The organism is Shinella granuli (assembly GCF_004341885.1).
Taxonomy (GTDB): domain Bacteria; phylum Pseudomonadota; class Alphaproteobacteria; order Rhizobiales; family Rhizobiaceae; genus Shinella; species Shinella granuli.
In genome coordinates, this window is record NZ_SLVX01000015.1 from 130,846 (window position 1) to 146,877 (window position 16,032).

Annotated in this window: 16 protein-coding genes and 1 pseudogene; 6 read left to right on the top strand and 11 right to left on the bottom strand. The window is 66.3% G+C overall.

What is annotated here, in order from left to right:
• Positions 1 to 7: 7 nt before the first annotated feature.
• The 4 genes from trpC (at position 8) to lexA (ending at position 3,359) form a co-directional block, all read left to right on the top strand.
• Positions 8 to 823, top strand: a complete 816-nt coding sequence (gene trpC, locus EV665_RS21415; RefSeq protein WP_133035608.1) for an indole-3-glycerol phosphate synthase TrpC — start codon at positions 8 to 10, stop codon at positions 821 to 823.
• Entirely contained in the window at positions 823 to 1,320 is a 498-nt protein-coding gene (moaC, locus tag EV665_RS21420; RefSeq protein ID WP_064330030.1) for a cyclic pyranopterin monophosphate synthase MoaC, read from the top strand. Before trpC ends, moaC begins: the two co-directional genes overlap by 1 nt.
• Complete coding sequence (locus EV665_RS21425) at positions 1,320 to 2,546, top strand: molybdopterin molybdotransferase MoeA (RefSeq protein ID WP_133035609.1); 1,227 nt, start codon at positions 1,320 to 1,322, stop codon at positions 2,544 to 2,546. The genes moaC and EV665_RS21425 overlap by 1 nt, the downstream gene beginning before the upstream one ends.
• Before the next feature lie 93 nt (positions 2,547 to 2,639).
• A complete protein-coding gene (gene lexA, locus EV665_RS21430) occupies positions 2,640 to 3,359 on the top strand; it encodes a transcriptional repressor LexA (RefSeq protein ID WP_064330029.1) in 720 nt (239 codons plus the stop codon).
• Between the two features lie 104 nt (positions 3,360 to 3,463).
• Here lexA and EV665_RS21435 read toward each other — a convergent pair whose 3' ends face one another.
• Positions 3,464 to 5,911 (bottom strand): ComEC/Rec2 family competence protein, encoded by a 2,448-nt coding sequence (locus EV665_RS21435; protein WP_245507781.1) that lies wholly within the window; start codon positions 5,909 to 5,911, stop codon positions 3,464 to 3,466.
• A 307-nt stretch (positions 5,912 to 6,218) separates the two neighbouring features.
• Between EV665_RS21435 and gltA the strand changes: the two genes are divergently transcribed.
• A complete protein-coding gene (gltA, locus tag EV665_RS21440; RefSeq protein WP_064330028.1) occupies positions 6,219 to 7,508 on the top strand; it encodes a citrate synthase in 1,290 nt (429 codons plus the stop codon).
• 71 nt (positions 7,509 to 7,579) lie between these two features.
• Here the strand turns inward: gltA and EV665_RS21445 are convergent, their stop codons facing one another.
• From EV665_RS21445 to EV665_RS21490, 10 genes are all read right to left on the bottom strand, one after another.
• On the bottom strand, positions 7,580 to 8,401 hold the full coding sequence (locus EV665_RS21445) for an inositol monophosphatase family protein (protein WP_064330027.1): 822 nt from the start codon (positions 8,399 to 8,401) through the stop codon (positions 7,580 to 7,582).
• Positions 8,388 to 9,257: a tRNA 2-thiocytidine(32) synthetase TtcA gene (gene ttcA, locus EV665_RS21450; RefSeq protein WP_133035610.1), complete on the bottom strand. Its 870-nt coding sequence runs from the start codon at positions 9,255 to 9,257 to the stop codon at positions 8,388 to 8,390. The genes EV665_RS21445 and ttcA overlap by 14 nt, the downstream gene beginning before the upstream one ends.
• Before the next feature lie 31 nt (positions 9,258 to 9,288).
• On the bottom strand, positions 9,289 to 10,218 hold the full coding sequence (locus EV665_RS21455) for a glutaminase (RefSeq protein WP_064330025.1): 930 nt from the start codon (positions 10,216 to 10,218) through the stop codon (positions 9,289 to 9,291).
• 74 nt (positions 10,219 to 10,292) lie between these two features.
• Positions 10,293 to 10,910, bottom strand: coding sequence for a 30S ribosomal protein S4 (gene rpsD / locus EV665_RS21460; protein WP_064330024.1), 618 nt, complete (start codon positions 10,908 to 10,910; stop codon positions 10,293 to 10,295).
• Between the two features lie 220 nt (positions 10,911 to 11,130).
• On the bottom strand, positions 11,131 to 12,642 hold the full coding sequence (locus EV665_RS21465; RefSeq protein ID WP_133035611.1) for a helicase HerA domain-containing protein: 1,512 nt from the start codon (positions 12,640 to 12,642) through the stop codon (positions 11,131 to 11,133).
• A gap of 129 nt (positions 12,643 to 12,771) precedes the next feature.
• On the bottom strand, positions 12,772 to 13,059 hold the full coding sequence (locus EV665_RS21470) for a HigA family addiction module antitoxin (RefSeq protein ID WP_133035612.1): 288 nt from the start codon (positions 13,057 to 13,059) through the stop codon (positions 12,772 to 12,774).
• Positions 13,060 to 13,072: 13 nt separating this feature from the next.
• The gene (locus tag EV665_RS21475) at positions 13,073 to 13,351 is read right to left on the bottom strand and encodes a type II toxin-antitoxin system RelE/ParE family toxin (RefSeq protein WP_133035613.1); all 279 of its coding nucleotides are present in this window, start codon (positions 13,349 to 13,351) and stop codon (positions 13,073 to 13,075) included.
• A 37-nt stretch (positions 13,352 to 13,388) separates the two neighbouring features.
• Positions 13,389 to 14,150, bottom strand: coding sequence for a glutamate racemase (murI, locus tag EV665_RS21480; RefSeq protein ID WP_133035622.1), 762 nt, complete (start codon positions 14,148 to 14,150; stop codon positions 13,389 to 13,391).
• A gap of 37 nt (positions 14,151 to 14,187) precedes the next feature.
• Positions 14,188 to 15,021: an RNA methyltransferase gene (locus tag EV665_RS21485; RefSeq protein ID WP_133035614.1), complete on the bottom strand. Its 834-nt coding sequence runs from the start codon at positions 15,019 to 15,021 to the stop codon at positions 14,188 to 14,190.
• A gap of 69 nt (positions 15,022 to 15,090) precedes the next feature.
• Positions 15,091 to 15,669, bottom strand: a complete 579-nt coding sequence (locus tag EV665_RS21490) for a hypothetical protein (protein WP_133035615.1) — start codon at positions 15,667 to 15,669, stop codon at positions 15,091 to 15,093.
• A gap of 211 nt (positions 15,670 to 15,880) precedes the next feature.
• Between EV665_RS21490 and EV665_RS21495 the strand changes: the two are divergent.
• Positions 15,881 to 16,032, top strand: a pseudogene (locus EV665_RS21495) (isocitrate/isopropylmalate family dehydrogenase); the annotation flags it as partial.

Here is a 16,032-nt window from a genome sequence, read left to right on the forward strand (position 1 = left end):
ATTGTCCATGACCGATATCCTGAAGAAGATCGAAGCCTACAAGCTGGAGGAGATTGCCGCCGCCAAGACGCGCGTCTCCCCCGCCGAGCTTCGCGCCCGCATCCGCGACCAGGAGCCGCCGCGCGGCTTCTTCGCCAGCCTGAAGGCGAAAAAGGCCGAGGGCCGCTTCGGCCTCATCGCCGAGATCAAGAAGGCGAGCCCGTCCAAGGGCCTCATCCGGCCGGATTTCGATCCGCCGGCGCTGGCGAAGGCCTATGAGGCCGGCGGTGCCGCCTGCCTTTCCGTGCTCACGGACACGCCGAGCTTCCAGGGCGCACCGGAGTTCCTGACGGCGGCGCGTGCGGCCTGCGCCCTGCCGGCGCTGCGCAAGGATTTCATGTTCGACAGCTACCAGGTGCTGGAGGCCCGTGCCTGGGGTGCCGACTGCATCCTCCTCATCATGGCCTCGCTCAGCGACGACGACGCGAAGATGCTGGAAGACGCCGCCTTCTCGCTCGGCATGGACGTGCTGATCGAGGTGCACGACGCCCCGGAAATGGAGCGCGCGCTGAAGCTCAGGTCCAAGCTCGTCGGCATCAACAACCGCAACCTGCGCACCTTCGAGGTGGATCTCGCCGTGTCGGAAAAGCTCGCCGGCATGGTGCCCGAGGACCGGCTGCTGGTCGGCGAGAGCGGCATCTTCACCCATGCGGATTGCGAACGCCTCGGCAAGGTCGGCATCTCCACCTTCCTCGTCGGCGAAAGCCTGATGCGCAAGGATGACGTGGCGGCGGCGACCCGCGAACTCCTCACCGGCTCGGCCGGCATGCTGGCAGCGGAATGATGGCCGAGGAGGCCCGCACGCTCACCCATATCGGCGCGTCCGGCGAAGCCAGCATGGTGGATGTCGGCGACAAGGCCGAGACGGTGCGCATCGCGGTTGCCGAAGGGTCCATCCGCATGGCGCCGGCAACGCTGGACCTCATCCTCAAGGGTGATGCCAAGAAGGGCGACGTGATCGGCACGGCGCGCCTTGCCGGCATCATGGCCGCCAAGCAGACCGCCAGCCTCATCCCGCTCTGCCATCCCCTGATGCTGACGAAGGTCGCCGTCGATATCCGCGAGGACCGCGCCCTTCCGGGCCTGCGCGTCGAGGCGATGGCCAGGCTCACCGGCCGCACCGGCGTCGAGATGGAGGCGCTGACGGCCGTCAGCGTCGCGTGCCTGACCATCTACGACATGGCGAAAGCCGCGGACCGCGAAATGGAGATAGGCGGCATCCGCCTCGTCGAAAAATCCGGCGGCCGCTCCGGCGACTACCGGCGCGGGGACGCCGGTTGATGGCGGCGCTGCTTCCCGTCGAGGACGCCCTCCACCGCCTGCTTCTGTCCGCCCGTCCGATCCGGCGCACGGAGACGGTCCGGCTGCAGGAGGCCGACGGCCGCGTGCTTGCCGAGGATGTCGCCGCCCGGCTGACGCAGCCGCCCTTCGACAATTCCGCGATGGACGGCTATGCCGTGCGCCACGCGGATATCGCCGCGCTCGGCGCGATCCTGAGGGTCGCAGGCCTCTCCTCCGCCGGCCACGCCTTCGAAGGCACCGCCGGTCCCGGCGAGGCCGTGCGCATCTTCACCGGCGCCCCGCTGCCGGCCTTCGCCGATACCGTGCTGCTGCAGGAAGATGCCGAGGTGCTGGAAGACGGCCGCATCCGCACCACCTTCCTCACGCCGAAAGGCCGCCACATCCGCCCGCGCGGCCAGGATTTTGCCGAAGGCGAGATCGTCCTGAAGGCCGGGGACGTGCTCGATGCCGGCCGCCTGACGGTCGCGGCGGCCATGAACCATGCGGAACTGACCGTCCGTGCCCGCCCGCGCATCGCCCTGCTCGCCACCGGCGACGAGCTCGTGCCGGCAGGTACGCCGCCCGGCGCCAGCCAGATCATCGCCTCCAACACCTACGGCGTCGCGGCCCTCGCCCGCGCGGCCGGCGCCGAGGTGATCGACCTCGGCATCGTCGCCGACGACAAGGAAGCGATGCTGGCGGCCGTGCGCCACGCGCTGACGCTCGGTATCGACGCCCTCGTCACGCTCGGCGGCGCCTCCGTCGGGGATTTCGACCTCGTGAAGCCCGTGCTCGGCGCGGCCGGCATGGAACTCGACTTCTGGCGAATCGCGATGCGCCCGGGCAAGCCCCTGATGGTCGGCCGCCTCGGCGCCGTCCAGGTCATCGGCCTGCCCGGCAATCCCGTTTCGAGCCTCGTCTGCTCCCACCTCTTCCTCGTCCCCCTCGTGCGCCGTCTCGCCCACCTGCCGGCCAAGAGCCTGGAGCATCCGGCCATCACCGCCGTGCCGCTCAAGGAAAACGACCACCGGCAGGATTATGTCCGCGCGCGCATCACCCGCGGCCCCGCCGGCGAACTGCGCGTCACGCCCCTCGAAAAGCAGGATTCCTCCATGATGAAGGCCTTCGCCACCGCCGAAGGCCTCCTCATCCGCCCGCCGCATGCCCCGGCGGCACCCGCGGGCGCGGCCTGCACGGTCCTGCTCCTGCGCGAACCGTCCGCCTGAACAGTATTATTGTTTCAGCAGCCCCTTGCAGAACACATATGGAACAGATAGTGTCTGTTCTGGATTTGTTTCACGATTCTCGGTGGAGGGGCCATGCTCACGCGGAAACAACAGGAACTCCTCCTGTTCATTCACGAACGGATGAAGGAATCCGGCATTCCCCCCTCTTTCGACGAGATGAAGGATGCGCTGGATCTCGCCTCCAAATCCGGCATCCACCGCCTCATCACGGCGCTGGAAGAGCGCGGCTTCATCCGGCGCCTGCCCAACCGGGCCCGCGCGCTGGAGGTGATAAAGCTTCCCGAAGCCTATACGCAGAGCCTGCAGCCGCGCCGCGGCTTCTCGCCGGCCGTCATCGAGGGCAGCCGCGGCAAGCAGCCGCCCGTCGCCGCCCCGCCGCAGCGCACGCCCGTGGCGGAGGTTTCCTCTTCCGTCTCCGTTCCGGTCATGGGCCGCATCGCCGCCGGCGTGCCGATCTCCGCCATCCAGAACAACACCCATGACATCACCGTGCCGGCCGAGATGATCGGCAACGGCGAACACTATGCGCTGGAGGTCAAGGGCGATTCGATGATCGAGGCCGGCATTCTCGACGGCGACACGGTGATCATCCGCACGGCGAGCAGCGCCAATCCCGGCGAGATCATCGTCGCGCTCGTCGACGACGAGGAGGCCACGCTGAAGCGCTTCCGCCGCAAGGGCGCCTCCATCGCGCTCGAAGCGGCAAACCCCGCCTACGAGACCCGCATCTTCGGGCCGGACCGGGTGAAGATCCAGGGCAAGCTGGTCGGCCTCATCCGCCGCTATCACTGATCCTGAGAGCAATTCCAGCAGACGTGCCAAGCGGCCCTTCGTCCGGAATTGCGTTAAAACAAAGAGTTGGCGTGTTTTCGCGGTTCGAGGAAAAGCGGAAATGCTCAAGACGGATCGAAGCTGCCGGTGCGCCAGTCATAGGTGCGGTGGCGGGTCCAGGGCCGGTCGAGGCTTTCCACGGCCGGCAGGATGCGCGCTTCGGAGAAGGCGCGGGATGTGTCCCCGTCGGCCGGCTGGATTTCGAGGGCGCCGGTTCGCCTCAGGTGGCGCGCCGTCACCAGGCGCGCGCCGGAGCGGCAGGCCTCCAGCCGCAGGGCCAGGGACACGATGACAAGGTCGGCCGCATCGCAGGCCGTGCCCAGGAAGGCGACGTCGTCCAGGGTGACGATCCGCCAGCCGCTCGGCGAGACGGCGGCGCAGAATGCCTTTGCTTCACAGACGAAACCCTTGCCGGTCCGGGCCGCCGCGAGCGCTGAGACCATGGCATCCTTCGCCTTCTGCCGGTCGGCCTGGCGCCGCGGCCGTTTCTGCCCCTCGGTCGTGCCGGCGGTTTCGCCGGCGTCCTCAAGGGTCAGTCCGGCGCTCCTGCGGATCTCCGGTTTCGTGAGATCGCCGAGCCGGAGGGCGCGCCGCCACTGGGCATAGATGAAGTCCGGCGGTCTCGCCCGGTTGGTCGCGACGGTTTCGCCGCGAAGAATGGCGACGAGGCGGCCGTCCTCGGACACCAGCACTTCCGGCGTGGCGCTTGCGACTGGAAAGCAGGCAAGCGCGAGGCCGAGACCGACAAGCAGCGTTCCGGCATGGCGCAGCCGCGTGCGCAGGATGCAGACAAGCCCGCCGCCGAGGCCGACCAGCAGGAACGCGGCCGGCGGAATGCGGCCGGTGACGATCTCGCCCTTCCAGCCTGCAACCCATGTCGACAGCGCAATCATCCAGTCGATGCCCTTGCCCATGATCGCGAAGGGCACGGCATCGAGGCCGAAGGGCATCAGCAGCACGGCGATGAGGCCGAAGGGCATGACGACGGCGCTGATGACGGGCATGGCAAGCAGGTTGCCGGCAAGTCCATAGGCCGGAATGCGATGGAAATGGCCGATGGAATAGATCAGCGTCGAGAACCCGCCGATCAGCGAGGACAGCATGAGCCCGCCGAAGAAGCGCCCGAGCGCGCCGCCGAACAGTTTCAGGCGCTCTCCCCCGCCCTCCCGGCGGACCGGACGCTCGCGCCAGGCCGCATAGCCGGCGACGAGACCGAGCGTTGCGGCATAGGACATCTGGAACCCCGGGTTTGTGACGGCAGAGGGTGTCACGACAAGGATGAGGATCGCCGAGAGCGCCACATTGCGCAGGCTTATCGCCGCGCGGCCGAACAGCACCGCCACCAGCATGATGCAGATCATGATCCAGGAGCGCACCGCGGAGATCGCGCCGCCCGAAACGAGGATGTAGAGCGTGACCATGACGAGCGCGCCGGCAGCGGCGATCTTCTTGGCGGGGTAACGCTCGGAGAACCCCGGGACGAGCGCCATCAGGACACGCGCGCCGACGAGGAAGGTGCCGGCGGCAAGCACCATGTTGAGCCCGGAAATGGCGAGCACATGGGCGAGGCCCGCCTGCCGCAGCGCCTCCACCGTCTGCGCGCCGATCGCCCGCTGCTCGGCCGTCACCAGCGCCGCGGCGATCGCGCCGGCATCGCCGCCGATCCGGCCGCGGATATGCTCGGTGAGGTTGTTGCGCCAGGTCGCGATCTCCTGCCGGATCCGCCCCTCCAATCCCGGCCCGGCCACCGCAATCGCGGTCGGCGCGCGATAGAAATAGCCGACAGCGCCGGTGCCGGCGAAATAGGCATCGAAGGCGAAGTCGTTGAGGCCGGACAGCGCCGGGCCGGAGGGCGGCCCGAGCCGCGCCCGCCCGGTTATGCCGCCGCCGATCGGGATCGGCGTGTGCCGGCTGCGGGCCAGGAGCGTCACCATGCCGGGCGGCCGCTTCAGCACCGGGTCGCGCGTCGCCTCCAGTGCGATGCGGTAGCGGATCGCACCCCGCTCGTCGCTTTCGCGCGCCAGCACCCGCCCGCTGATCTCGGTGGTGACAGGCGCGTCGAGCAGGACCGTTGCGAGCCGGGCGCTTTCGAGCGCCGCCAGCAGCATGCCGACCGGGACGAGCAGCGCGGCGCCGGCCGCAAGCGCGATCCAGTCCTCGCGATGGCGAAGGCGCCAGGCCGGCCAGAGCGCGAGCGCAATGACGAAAAGCGTGGTGGCAAGCGGCGGATCGGTGGCGGCGGCGAACCAGAGCGCCGCCCCCGCGCCGAGGAAGACCGGAACGAAAAGGAAGAAATGGCCATGCGCCCTTTCCTCGGCGAATGCGGCCGCGCTTGGCTGCTTGGCAGCCACCGCAGCCTTGAAGCGCCCCGCTGCCCGCCGCAGGATGGCCAGCGCTCCCCGGCGCACGGGATCGCGAACCGGGGCGCGCGGGACGGCGGCGTCATCGGGCGCCACCCGCCAGGCATCGGCCTCGGGCATTTCCCGCCGTTCCGCGACGCCGACCTTCTCCATGACCCCGGCCCCACCCGTTCCCGTCCCATTGTGCAACCGAACGGAAAAATCTTCAATCAACAGTAGGCGCGGAAAATGCTAAGCCAGGCAGAAAGGATGCCCCCTCCATATCTCGCGAAACACGCGTAAAAGTTGCTTGAAACTTGCGGGAAAGGGTAGATATTGCGTTGCCGGAAAGCCCATTTCCGCAATGCACAATTTGCCTTTCGTCTCGCTTGGCAGTCAGGTGCAAATGGGCTAGCAAAACGAGCATGTTCATGGTTCCGGCACAACCTCGTGCCGCCATTGGAAACAACGGAGGATCGTTATGACAGGAACAAGCGCGGATGTATCGATCGGTGGCAAGACAATCGAGTTGCCGACGCGATCCGGTACGATCGGCCCCGATGTGATCGACATCGGCACGCTGTACAAGAATACAGGCGCCTTCACCTACGATCCCGGGTTCACCTCCACCGCCTCCTGCGAATCGAAGATCACCTATATCGACGGCGATGAAGGCGTCCTGCTGCACCGCGGCTACCCCATCGAGCAGCTGGCCGAACACGGCGACTTCCTCGAAGTCTGCTATCTCCTGCTGTACGGCGAACTGCCGACCAAGTCGCAGAAGGACGATTTCGACTATCGCGTCACGCACCACACCATGGTGCACGAACAGATGTCGAAGTTCTTCACCGGTTTCCGCCGCGACGCCCACCCGATGGCCGTCATGTGCGGCGTCGTGGGCGCGCTGTCGGCCTTCTACCACGACTCGACCGACATCACCGATCCGCACCAGCGCATGGTCGCCTCGCTGCGCATGATCGCCAAGATGCCAACGATCGCCGCCATGGCCTACAAGTACCATATCGGACAGCCCTTCGTTTACCCGAAGAACGACCTCGACTACGCGTCGAACTTCCTGCGCATGTGTTTCGCCGTGCCGTGTGAAGACTATGTGGTGAACCCGGTGCTGTCGCGCGCCATGGACCGCATCTTCATCCTGCACGCCGACCATGAGCAGAACGCCTCCACCTCGACGGTCCGCCTCGCCGGTTCCTCCGGCGCCAACCCCTTCGCCTGCATCGCCGCCGGCATCGCCTGCCTCTGGGGCCCCGCCCATGGCGGCGCGAACGAGGCCGCGCTCAACATGCTGGCCGAGATCGGCTCCGTCGAGCGCATCCCGGAATATGTCGCCAAGGCCAAGGACAAGAACGATCCGTTCCGCCTGATGGGTTTCGGCCACCGCGTCTACAAGAACTACGACCCGCGCGCCCGCATCATGCAGAAGACGACGCACGAGGTTCTCGGCGAACTCGGCATCAAGGACGATCCGATGCTGGAAGTCGCCATGGAACTGGAGCGCATCGCGCTGACGGACGAGTATTTCATCGAGAAGAAGCTCTATCCGAACATCGACTTCTACTCCGGCATCACGCTGAAGGCGCTGGGCTTCCCCACCACCATGTTCACCGTACTCTTCGCGCTCGCCCGCACGGTCGGCTGGATCGCTCAGTGGAACGAGATGATCGAAGATCCGGAACAGCGCATCGGCCGTCCGCGCCAGCTCTATATCGGCGCCCCGAAGCGGGACTACCTGCCGGTCTCCAAGCGCTGAGGCCAGAGCTACCCATGAAAAAGGCCCGGCTGCGGATGCAGCCGGGCCTTTTCCTTGATGTGAACCGCGCCTCAGTCGACGAAGACCTCGCGGCGCAGCATTTCCCAGCTCTCCTTGTCCGGCGCGACCAGGAGGCCGCCCTCGACATGGTGCGGCTTGTAGGCCGAACCGTCGAAGCGCGCGGCATAGGCGCCGGCCTCCTCGGCGATCAGCGTGCCGGCGAGGTGATCCCAGGGCATCAGCTTGTTGTACATCAGGTAATGCAGGTGACCGCCGGCAAGGGTGCGGTATTCGTGCGCCGCGCAGCGATAGTTGGAGACGAAGGCGACCTTGGCGAGGTTCGACAGGATGCGGGCGCGGCGCGCCCGGTCGAGGAAGCTGGTCGAGGCCATGCCGGTCATCGCTTCGAGCGGCGCGCCGCCGCGCGTCTTCAGCCGCACGGCCGGGCGGTGGTCACCGGTCTGCCAGGCGCCGCCGCCCTTTTCCGCCATGACGAAATCATCGCCCATCGGGTCGTAGATGATGCCGCCGACCGTCTCGCCGCCTGAGACGATCGCCGCCATGACGCCGAAGAGCGGCACGCCGGCGGCGAAGTTGAACGTGCCGTCGATCGGGTCGACGACGATCGCGACATCCGCATCCTTGAGCTTCGGCAAGAGCGCCGGATCGGCCGCCACCGATTCCTCGCCGACGAAGAGAACGCCCGGAAACTGCGCCTTCACCTCCCGGCTGATGAAGCGTTCGGCCGCCTCGTCGGCTTCCGTCACCAGGTCGTTGGCGTCCGCCTTGGTGCGGATGTCGCCCTTGGCGAGCGCGCGGAAGCGCGGGCGGATTTCCGCCTCCGCCGCCTGTGCAAGCACGAGGGCGAGGGCATTGATGTCAATCGTCGTCATGGGGCCTTACCGTTTCGAGGGAGGAGAAATCGAAAAGCTTCGGGTCGAGAAGATGGGACGGGTTGGTATGGCCGAGCGCGCGCAGCATGGCGTCCTTGCGGCCCGGCATGCGCGTCTCGATATCCGCCAGCATCGCCTTCATCGCATTGCGCTGGAGGCCGTCCTGCGAGCCGCAGAGGTCGCAGGGGATGATCGGGAACCGCATGGCGGCGGCGAATTTGGCAAGATCGTCCTCCGCCGCATAGGCGAGCGGACGCAGCACCATGAGGTCGCCCTCGTCGTTCAGAAGCTTCGGCGGCATGGCGGCGAGCCGCCCGCCATGGAAGAAGTTCATGAAGAAGGTTTCGAGAATATCCTCGCGATGGTGGCCGAGCACCAGCGCATCACAGCCCTCCTCCCGGGCGATGCGATAGAGATTGCCGCGCCTGAGGCGCGAGCAGAGCGAACAATAGGTCGCCCCCGACGGCACCTTCTCCTTCACGATGGAATAGGTGTCGCGGTATTCGATCCGGTGCCTGACGCCGATGGATTTCAGGTAATCCGGCAGGATGTGCTTCGGGAAATTCGGCTGGCCCTGGTCGAGATTGCAGGCGACGAGCTCCACCGGCAAAAGGCCGCGCCATTGCAGGTCCATCAGCAGGGCGAGCAGGCCGTAGCTGTCCTTGCCGCCCGAAAGGCCGACGAGCCAGCGCCTCTGGCCCTTCAGCATCGCGAAATCGTCCATCGCCTGCCGGACCTGCCTGAGCAGGCGCTTGCGCAGCTTGTTGAAGGAGACGCTGGAAGGCGCATCCGCAAAGAGCGGATGGCGGCCGGCATCCGGTGCGTCGTCGTCGGTATCAGCAAAGGCCAAGGTCATGGGCCTGCAATGCCCCGAACCGGCCGCACAATCAAGCCCCGAACACCGACCAGCCGGTGCGCGCCGCCAGCATTTCCAGCGCCAGCGAGCCGATGAGCGAATTGCCGTTCTCGTTGAGCCCCGGCGACCAGACGGCGACCGAGGCCTTTCCCGGCGCAACGGCCAGGATCCCGCCGCCGACGCCGCTCTTGCCCGGCAGGCCCACGCGGTAGGCGAAGTCGCCCGAGCCGTCATAATGGCCGCAGGTCAGCATGAGTGCGTTGATACGCCGCGCCCGAAGATGCGAGACGACGCGGTGGCCGGTCAGCGGATTGGTGCCGTTGTTGGCAAGGAACAGCCCCGCCTTGGCGAGCTGGCGGCAGCTCATCGCCAGCGCGCACTGATGGAAATAGACGCCGAGCACCAGTTCGGCCGCATGGTCGAGCTTGCCGAAGGAGCGCATGAAATTGGCCAGCGCGACATTGCGGAAGCCCGTCGCCTGCTCCGAGCGCGCCACGGCCTGGTCGATGATGATGTCGTCCTCGTCCGCGAGATAACGCAGGAACCGCACGATCTCGCCGATCGCCTCCTTCGGCGTATGGCCGGCGAGCACGAGGTCGGTGATGGCGATGGCGCCGGCATTGATGAAGGGATTGCGCGGGATGCCGCCCTCGTGCTCGAGCTGGACGATGGAGTTGAAGGCCGAGCCCGACGGCTCGCGCCCCACACGCTTCCAGATCGCCTCGCCATGCTTGCCGAGGGCGAGCGTGAGGGTGAAGACCTTGGAAATGCTCTGGATGGAAAAGGCCTCGTCCGCATCGCCGGCAAGATGCACCGCGCCGTCGACCGTCACCACGGCGATGCCGAACTTTTTGGGATCCACATGGGCAAGCTGCGGAATGTAGTCCGCCACCCTGCCCTCGCCGCATCGTGGCGACAGGTTCGCGTGGATCTCCTCGACAATGCCCTGCAAGTCCGTCATCCCGTTCCCCCGAAACGAAAAAGCCGCCAATCTCTTGGCGGCTTTTCCGGATTGCGCAAGGTGTCGCCCGCGAATTAACGCGAATAGAATTCGACGACCAGGTGCGGTTCCATGACGACGGCATAGGGCACGTCGGAGAGAATCGGAACGCGAACGAAGGTCGCGGTCATCTTGTTGTGGTCGGCTTCGATATAGTCCGGAACGTCGCGTTCAGCCAGGCCAACGGATTCGAGAACCGTGACGAGCTGCTTGGACTTTTCCTTGACTTCGATGACGTCGCCCGGCTTGCAACGGTAGGAACCGATGTTGACGCGGACGCCGTTGACCTTGACGTGGCCGTGGTTGACGAACTGACGGGCAGCGAAGACCGTCGGGACGAACTTGGCGCGGTAGACGATCGCGTCGAGGCGCGATTCGAGCAGGCCGATCAGGTTTTCCGGGGTGTCGCCCTTGCGGCGCTCGGCTTCGGCGAAGATCGCGCGGAACTGCTTCTCGCGGATATCGCCGTAGTAGCCCTTCAGCTTCTGCTTGGCGCGAAGCTGGACACCGAAGTCCGAAAGCTTGGACTTGCGGCGCTGGCCGTGCTGGCCCGGGCCGTATTCGCGGCGGTTGACCGGGGACTTCGGACGGCCCCAGATGTTCTCGCCCATGCGGCGGTCGATTTTGTACTTGGATGCAGCGCGCTTGCTCATCGCATTTCCTCTTGGTCTCGTTATGCCGGGCCGTTGCCGGACCGGCTGAAGGAAACACGCCCTCCTCTGAACCTTTCGGGTTCCGACAGGCTTCTCACGATCGCGACCGGAGAATCCACGGGACATGTCAAATGAAACACCGGACATTTCTGCCCGGCGCTGGCGGGGTCATTAGGGGAGTTTTACAGGACTGTCAACGAGCAAGACTCGGAAAATCCGCCTATTCCGCCGCATCGCGGTGGGAATCGGCAAGGTCCGGCCCGTTGGCGTCCCCCGGCAGTGTCTCGCAGTTCAGATCCGGGAAGGCGACGATGCGGTGGCCGGCAAGATCGCTGTGCACGACCACCAGTCCCTGCTCCTCGAAATAGCCGAGCAGGCGCCGCGCCCGGCGAGCCGAATGCGTGCCGTAGGCCCGCGCGATCCGGGCGTCCGAGGGACAAGAGAGCCCGCGCACCGCGGCCTGCGCGACGAGCAGGAATACGCCCTGCAGATCCTCGGTGACACTGCGGGAAAGGTCGAGCGCCCTGCCCCAGATCTCGCTTGCCGCCGTCTCGGCATCGACGCCGGAGCGCGCGACCGCCATCTTGCGGCGGAAGGCCGGCAGCGACAGCGGCGCGCCCGGCACGCGGCGGATGCGGCAGCGCACGAGGAAATCCTGGAACAGTTCGGCATCGGCCCGGAAGGCCGCATCGGGATTGCCGAGGATTTCGGCGAGCGCCTGGTCGAGAAGGCCTTCCCGCTCTTCGGCGGAGATTTCCGGCACCGGTGCCTTCGCCTCCGCCTGCACCGGCTCCGGCCGCGCGCGGGACAGTTCGGCGAGGATGTCCGTCGTCGGGCGCGGCGCCGGCGGCGCGCGGCGGACGAGCGGGCGGGAAAACTCGTCCGGATCGGGCGTGAAGATCAGGTCCTCCACGTCCGGTAGTGCATCCGGCAGCGGCATCAGCTTGGGGCTGGTCGAGCGCGCGGAGGTCTCGACCGCGCCGATCGTCACCGGCAAGGGGCGGCGCGACAGCGCCGGGCCGAGGGCGACGAAGGAACCGCGCGGTAGGTCGCGGAACATCTCCGCCTGCCGGCGATCGAGGCCGAGCAGGTCGGCGGCGCGCGCCATGTCGATATCGAGGAAGGTGCGGCCCATCAGGAAGTTGGAGGCCTCGGCCGCGACGTTCTTGGCAAGCTTGGCAAGGCGCTGCGTGGCGATGACGCCGGCAAGGCCGCGCTTGCGGCCGCGGCACATCAGGTTGGTCATCGCGCCGAGCGACAGTTTTCGCGCCTCCTCGGAGACCTCGCCGCTGACGGCGGGCGCAAAGAGCTGCGCCTCGTCGACGACGACGAGCACCGGATACCAGAAGTCCCGGTCCGCATCGAACAACGCATTGAGGAAGATGCCGGCCGCCCGCATCTGCTCGTCGGCCTCAAGCCCTTCCAGAGAGAGCACGCAGGAGACGCGGTGCTGGCGGATGCGGTTGGCGATGCCGACGAGTTCGGCTTCCGTGCGTTCGCCATCGACCACGACATGGCCGAACCGGTCGGAAAGCGTGACGAAATCCCCTTCGGGATCGATGATGACCTGCTGGACCCATTGGGCGGACTGTTCGAGCAGGCGCCGCAGCAGATGCGACTTTCCCGAGCCCGAATTGCCCTGCACGAGCAGGCGCGTCGCCAGCAGTTCCTCGATATCGAGCCTGGCCGGTGCGCCGCCCTGCACCGTTCCCATGTCGATGCCGACCTTCATCCCGTTCCTCGTTCCAAAATTCCTGATTCGCCGGCCGCCACCGGATATCCGGCAAGCCCTAACACGAAACAAGCAGCCGTCACGCCCGGCTTTTTGAAAAAATCCACAAGGTTCTCGCCGAGGCCGCGCTCAAGCGGCCTTGTCATCGAGCGGCTGTACCTCGGGCTGCGCGCGCTGCATCGCCTGCGCAAGATCGAAATTGGCCTGCATGGCGAGCCATGCGCGCGCCGTGCTGACCCCTGCCCGTTCCAGGCGCAGGGCAAGATCGGGGCTGACGGCGGCACGCCCATGCAGCACGCGCGAAAGCGCGACCCGGGACATGCCGAGCCGACTGGCCGCGTCCGTCACCGAAAGGCCGAGCGGCTGAAGCACGTCCTCGCGGAGCAATTCACCGGGATGGGGCGGAAGTCTCATCATCGCCGTGTTCCTCTCAATGATAATCCTGGTAGTCGACCAGCTCGACATCGGTCCCGACGAAACGGAACGTCACTCGCCAGTTGCCATTCACCCAAACCGACCAATGTCCCTTCATCGTTCCCTTGAGGGGATGAAGCCTGAAGCCCGGCAGGTCGACGTCGACAGGTGCGCTCGCGACATCCAGCACGCCAAGGATGCGCCCGAGTTTGGCGGCGTGCGACGCCTGGATCCCTTTCGTCGATCCCGACGCGTAGAAGAGTTCCAGACCCTTGTGTCGGAAACTGACGATCATGGCGCAGTGTATCGCGTATCGATACGCGATACAAGCCTCAGACGACCCGAAGCCCGAACCCCTGCATCAGCCGGCGTGTCGAAAAGTCCGGCTTGCCGGAGGTGAAGACGGCGATGTCCTCGCCCGGGGCGAGGGTTTCCAGCGGGGGGACGAGGCGGCGGGCCTGGCGGGCGATGGCCTCGGCGGGGTCGAGCCAGTCGACCGGCCAGGGGGCGAGCTTGCGGAAGAGGTTGGCCATGAAGGGATAGTGCGTGCAGGCGAGCACGACGATGTCCGTCTTGAGGCCGTCCTCGTCGACGAAGCAGGGCATGATCTCGGCGCGCACGGCCTCGTCGGAGACGGTCTCGCCGCGGATATAGGCCTCGGCCATGCGGGCGAGGTTCTCAGAGCCGACGAGGCGTACGTCGCACTGGCTGGCGAAGGACTGGATGAGGTCGCGCGTATAGGCGCGCTTCACCGTGCCGGGCGTGGCCAGCACCGAGACAAGGCCGGAACGGGTGCGCTCGGCGGCGGGCTTTATCGCGGGCACGGTGCCGACGAAGGGCATGTGGGGGAATGCGGCGCGCAGGTCCGCGCCGACGAGCGTGAAGGCCGTGTTGCAGGCGATGACGCAGATTTCCGGGTCGTGTTCGGCGAGCAGTCTTGCGAAGAGATCGACGACATGCGCCTTCAGCGCCGGCTCTTCCCAGCCGCCATAGGGAAAGCCGGCATCGTCGGCCACATAGGTGAAGTGCCGCTCGGGTATCAGCACGCGCGCCTCGCGCAGCACGGTCAGGCCGCCGATGCCGCTGTCGAACATCAGGATGGGCTTGGCCGACGCCTGTTCCGGAAAGGGCCTATGCGTCGTCACGGGGCACCTTGGGCCGGCGGTTGCGGGTGCGGTTGGGGTTGGTCGCGCCGCGCGGCGATTCGCGGGTGAAGCGATCGAGGCAGGAGATGATGCCGCGCAGGACCTGGATCTCCGTGCCGGTGAAGGACGGACGCGTCAGGATGGCGCGCAGGTTCTCCACCAGCTTGGGCTTTTTCTCGGCGGGCCGGAAGTAGCCGCGCGCCTCCAGCGTCTCCTCCACATGGTCGAACAGCCCCTGCAGCTCCTCCTTTTTGGCCGGGCGCTGCGGCAGCGCGTCGAAGGGCGTGTCCTCGACCGAGGCAAGGCCGCTCTTCATCCACTCGTAACTCATCAGGAGCACGGCCTGGGCGAGGTTGAGCGAGGCGAAGGCGGGGTTGACCGGGAAGGTCACCAGCTCGTCGGCGAGCGCGATCTCCTCGTTGGTGAGGCCCGTGCGCTCACGGCCGAAGAGAATGCCGGTCTTCTGCCCGGCGCGGAAGCGCACGCGCAGGTCGTCGGCAGCGACGACCGGCGAGCGGACCTCCTTGTAGCCGTAGCGGTCGCGCGCGGTCGTCGCATAGACGAATTCGAGGTCGGCGACGGCCGCCTCCAGCGACGGATAGACCTTCGCCGCCTCGATGACGTGATCGGCCTTGCTGGCGGCGGAGATCGCCTTCTCGCTCGGCCAGCCGTCGCGCGGATTGACGAGGCGCAGTTCGGCAAGGCCGAAATTCGCCATGGCGCGCGCCACCATGCCGATATTCTCGCCGAGTTGCGGATGAACGAGGATGATCGCCGGTCCCTCGGCGATCAGCGTGCGTTCGCTGTTCGTGCCTGCCATGCCCAAATATCCCTGGAAAGTTCGGGCTTCACTGGCACAATAAGCGGCAAATGAAAAGCATGAAGCCGCTCATTCGGGGGATTCGGCGGCGCTGCCGTTGCCGTCATTGGCGCCGGCCTCGGCGATCTCCACCATTTCCTTCTTCAGGGAGGCGCCCTCCTCGAAGCTCGGGCGCTCGATGTCGTCGATCACCGCCCGGCCGTCCTCCTCGATCAACTTGAAGACCAGCGTTTCCGGCTGCCAGTCGGCGGCCCGCTCGCCGAAGCAATGGCTGTTGTCGAAGGTCACGGTCACGTCTTCCGCGCCGTTCGCCGGCTGTCCCTCGGTGGTCGTGACGTCCTTCAGCGCACAGCCGTCCTGGCCGCCGATGATCGGATCGTAGTCGAAGGGCGAACCGTCGTCCTCATAGGCGGGATACTTCGCCGCTTCCTTGTACTTGGCGACGAAATCCTTGCTGTAGAGACGCTTCAGGAAGTCCTCGGAGAAGTAGTCGGCATAGGGCGGCGGCGTATCGGTGTCCGCGCCGAGATCCTGCCAGTTGGCCGCCGCGGCCGCCATGACCTCCGAAACGGGTGCCTTGAAATCGGCAGCCTCCACGGAAACGGGAAGCAAAAGGGCAAGCGCAACGAGGCCGAGACGCGACATCATGTTCTCCATTGAATGACGGCGGACCGGAACGGCCGCCCGAGAGCCTTCCTGAAACGGAATTCCGGCGAAACTTATTCTCAACCCCGGCGAAAATAAACCGTCTCGGCAATTGGTTGGCTTTGCCTTCCCGGCCGCGAGTGCTATAGGGCCAAACATTCCTTTAAAGTCCACGATCCGGGGCGCAAGGCCCCGACAAAATACGAGGCTCTCCATGGCAAAGATCAAGGTCGCCAACCCGGTCGTCGAGCTCGACGGCGACGAGATGACGCGCATCATCTGGCAGTTCATCAAGGACAAGCTGATCCATCCGTACCTGGACATCGACCTCGAATATTACGACCTCGGCATGGAGAACCGCGACGC

Coding starts and splice junctions, on each gene's coding strand:
- trpC (WP_133035608.1), top strand. CDS start 8: ATGACCGATATCCTGAAGAAGATCGAAGCCTACAAGCTGGAGGAGATT.
- moaC (WP_064330030.1), top strand. CDS start 823: ATGGCCGAGGAGGCCCGCACGCTCACCCATATCGGCGCGTCCGGCGAA.
- EV665_RS21425 (WP_133035609.1), top strand. CDS start 1,320: ATGGCGGCGCTGCTTCCCGTCGAGGACGCCCTCCACCGCCTGCTTCTG.
- lexA (WP_064330029.1), top strand. CDS start 2,640: ATGCTCACGCGGAAACAACAGGAACTCCTCCTGTTCATTCACGAACGG.
- EV665_RS21435 (WP_245507781.1), bottom strand. CDS start 5,911: ATGGAGAAGGTCGGCGTCGCGGAACGGCGGGAAATGCCCGAGGCCGAT.
- gltA (WP_064330028.1), top strand. CDS start 6,219: ATGACAGGAACAAGCGCGGATGTATCGATCGGTGGCAAGACAATCGAG.
- EV665_RS21445 (WP_064330027.1), bottom strand. CDS start 8,401: ATGACGACGATTGACATCAATGCCCTCGCCCTCGTGCTTGCACAGGCG.
- ttcA (WP_133035610.1), bottom strand. CDS start 9,257: ATGACCTTGGCCTTTGCTGATACCGACGACGACGCACCGGATGCCGGC.
- EV665_RS21455 (WP_064330025.1), bottom strand. CDS start 10,218: ATGACGGACTTGCAGGGCATTGTCGAGGAGATCCACGCGAACCTGTCG.
- rpsD (WP_064330024.1), bottom strand. CDS start 10,910: ATGAGCAAGCGCGCTGCATCCAAGTACAAAATCGACCGCCGCATGGGC.
- EV665_RS21465 (WP_133035611.1), bottom strand. CDS start 12,642: ATGAAGGTCGGCATCGACATGGGAACGGTGCAGGGCGGCGCACCGGCC.
- EV665_RS21470 (WP_133035612.1), bottom strand. CDS start 13,059: ATGATGAGACTTCCGCCCCATCCCGGTGAATTGCTCCGCGAGGACGTG.
- EV665_RS21475 (WP_133035613.1), bottom strand. CDS start 13,351: ATGATCGTCAGTTTCCGACACAAGGGTCTGGAACTCTTCTACGCGTCG.
- murI (WP_133035622.1), bottom strand. CDS start 14,150: ATGTTCGACAGCGGCATCGGCGGCCTGACCGTGCTGCGCGAGGCGCGC.
- EV665_RS21485 (WP_133035614.1), bottom strand. CDS start 15,021: ATGGCAGGCACGAACAGCGAACGCACGCTGATCGCCGAGGGACCGGCG.
- EV665_RS21490 (WP_133035615.1), bottom strand. CDS start 15,669: ATGATGTCGCGTCTCGGCCTCGTTGCGCTTGCCCTTTTGCTTCCCGTT.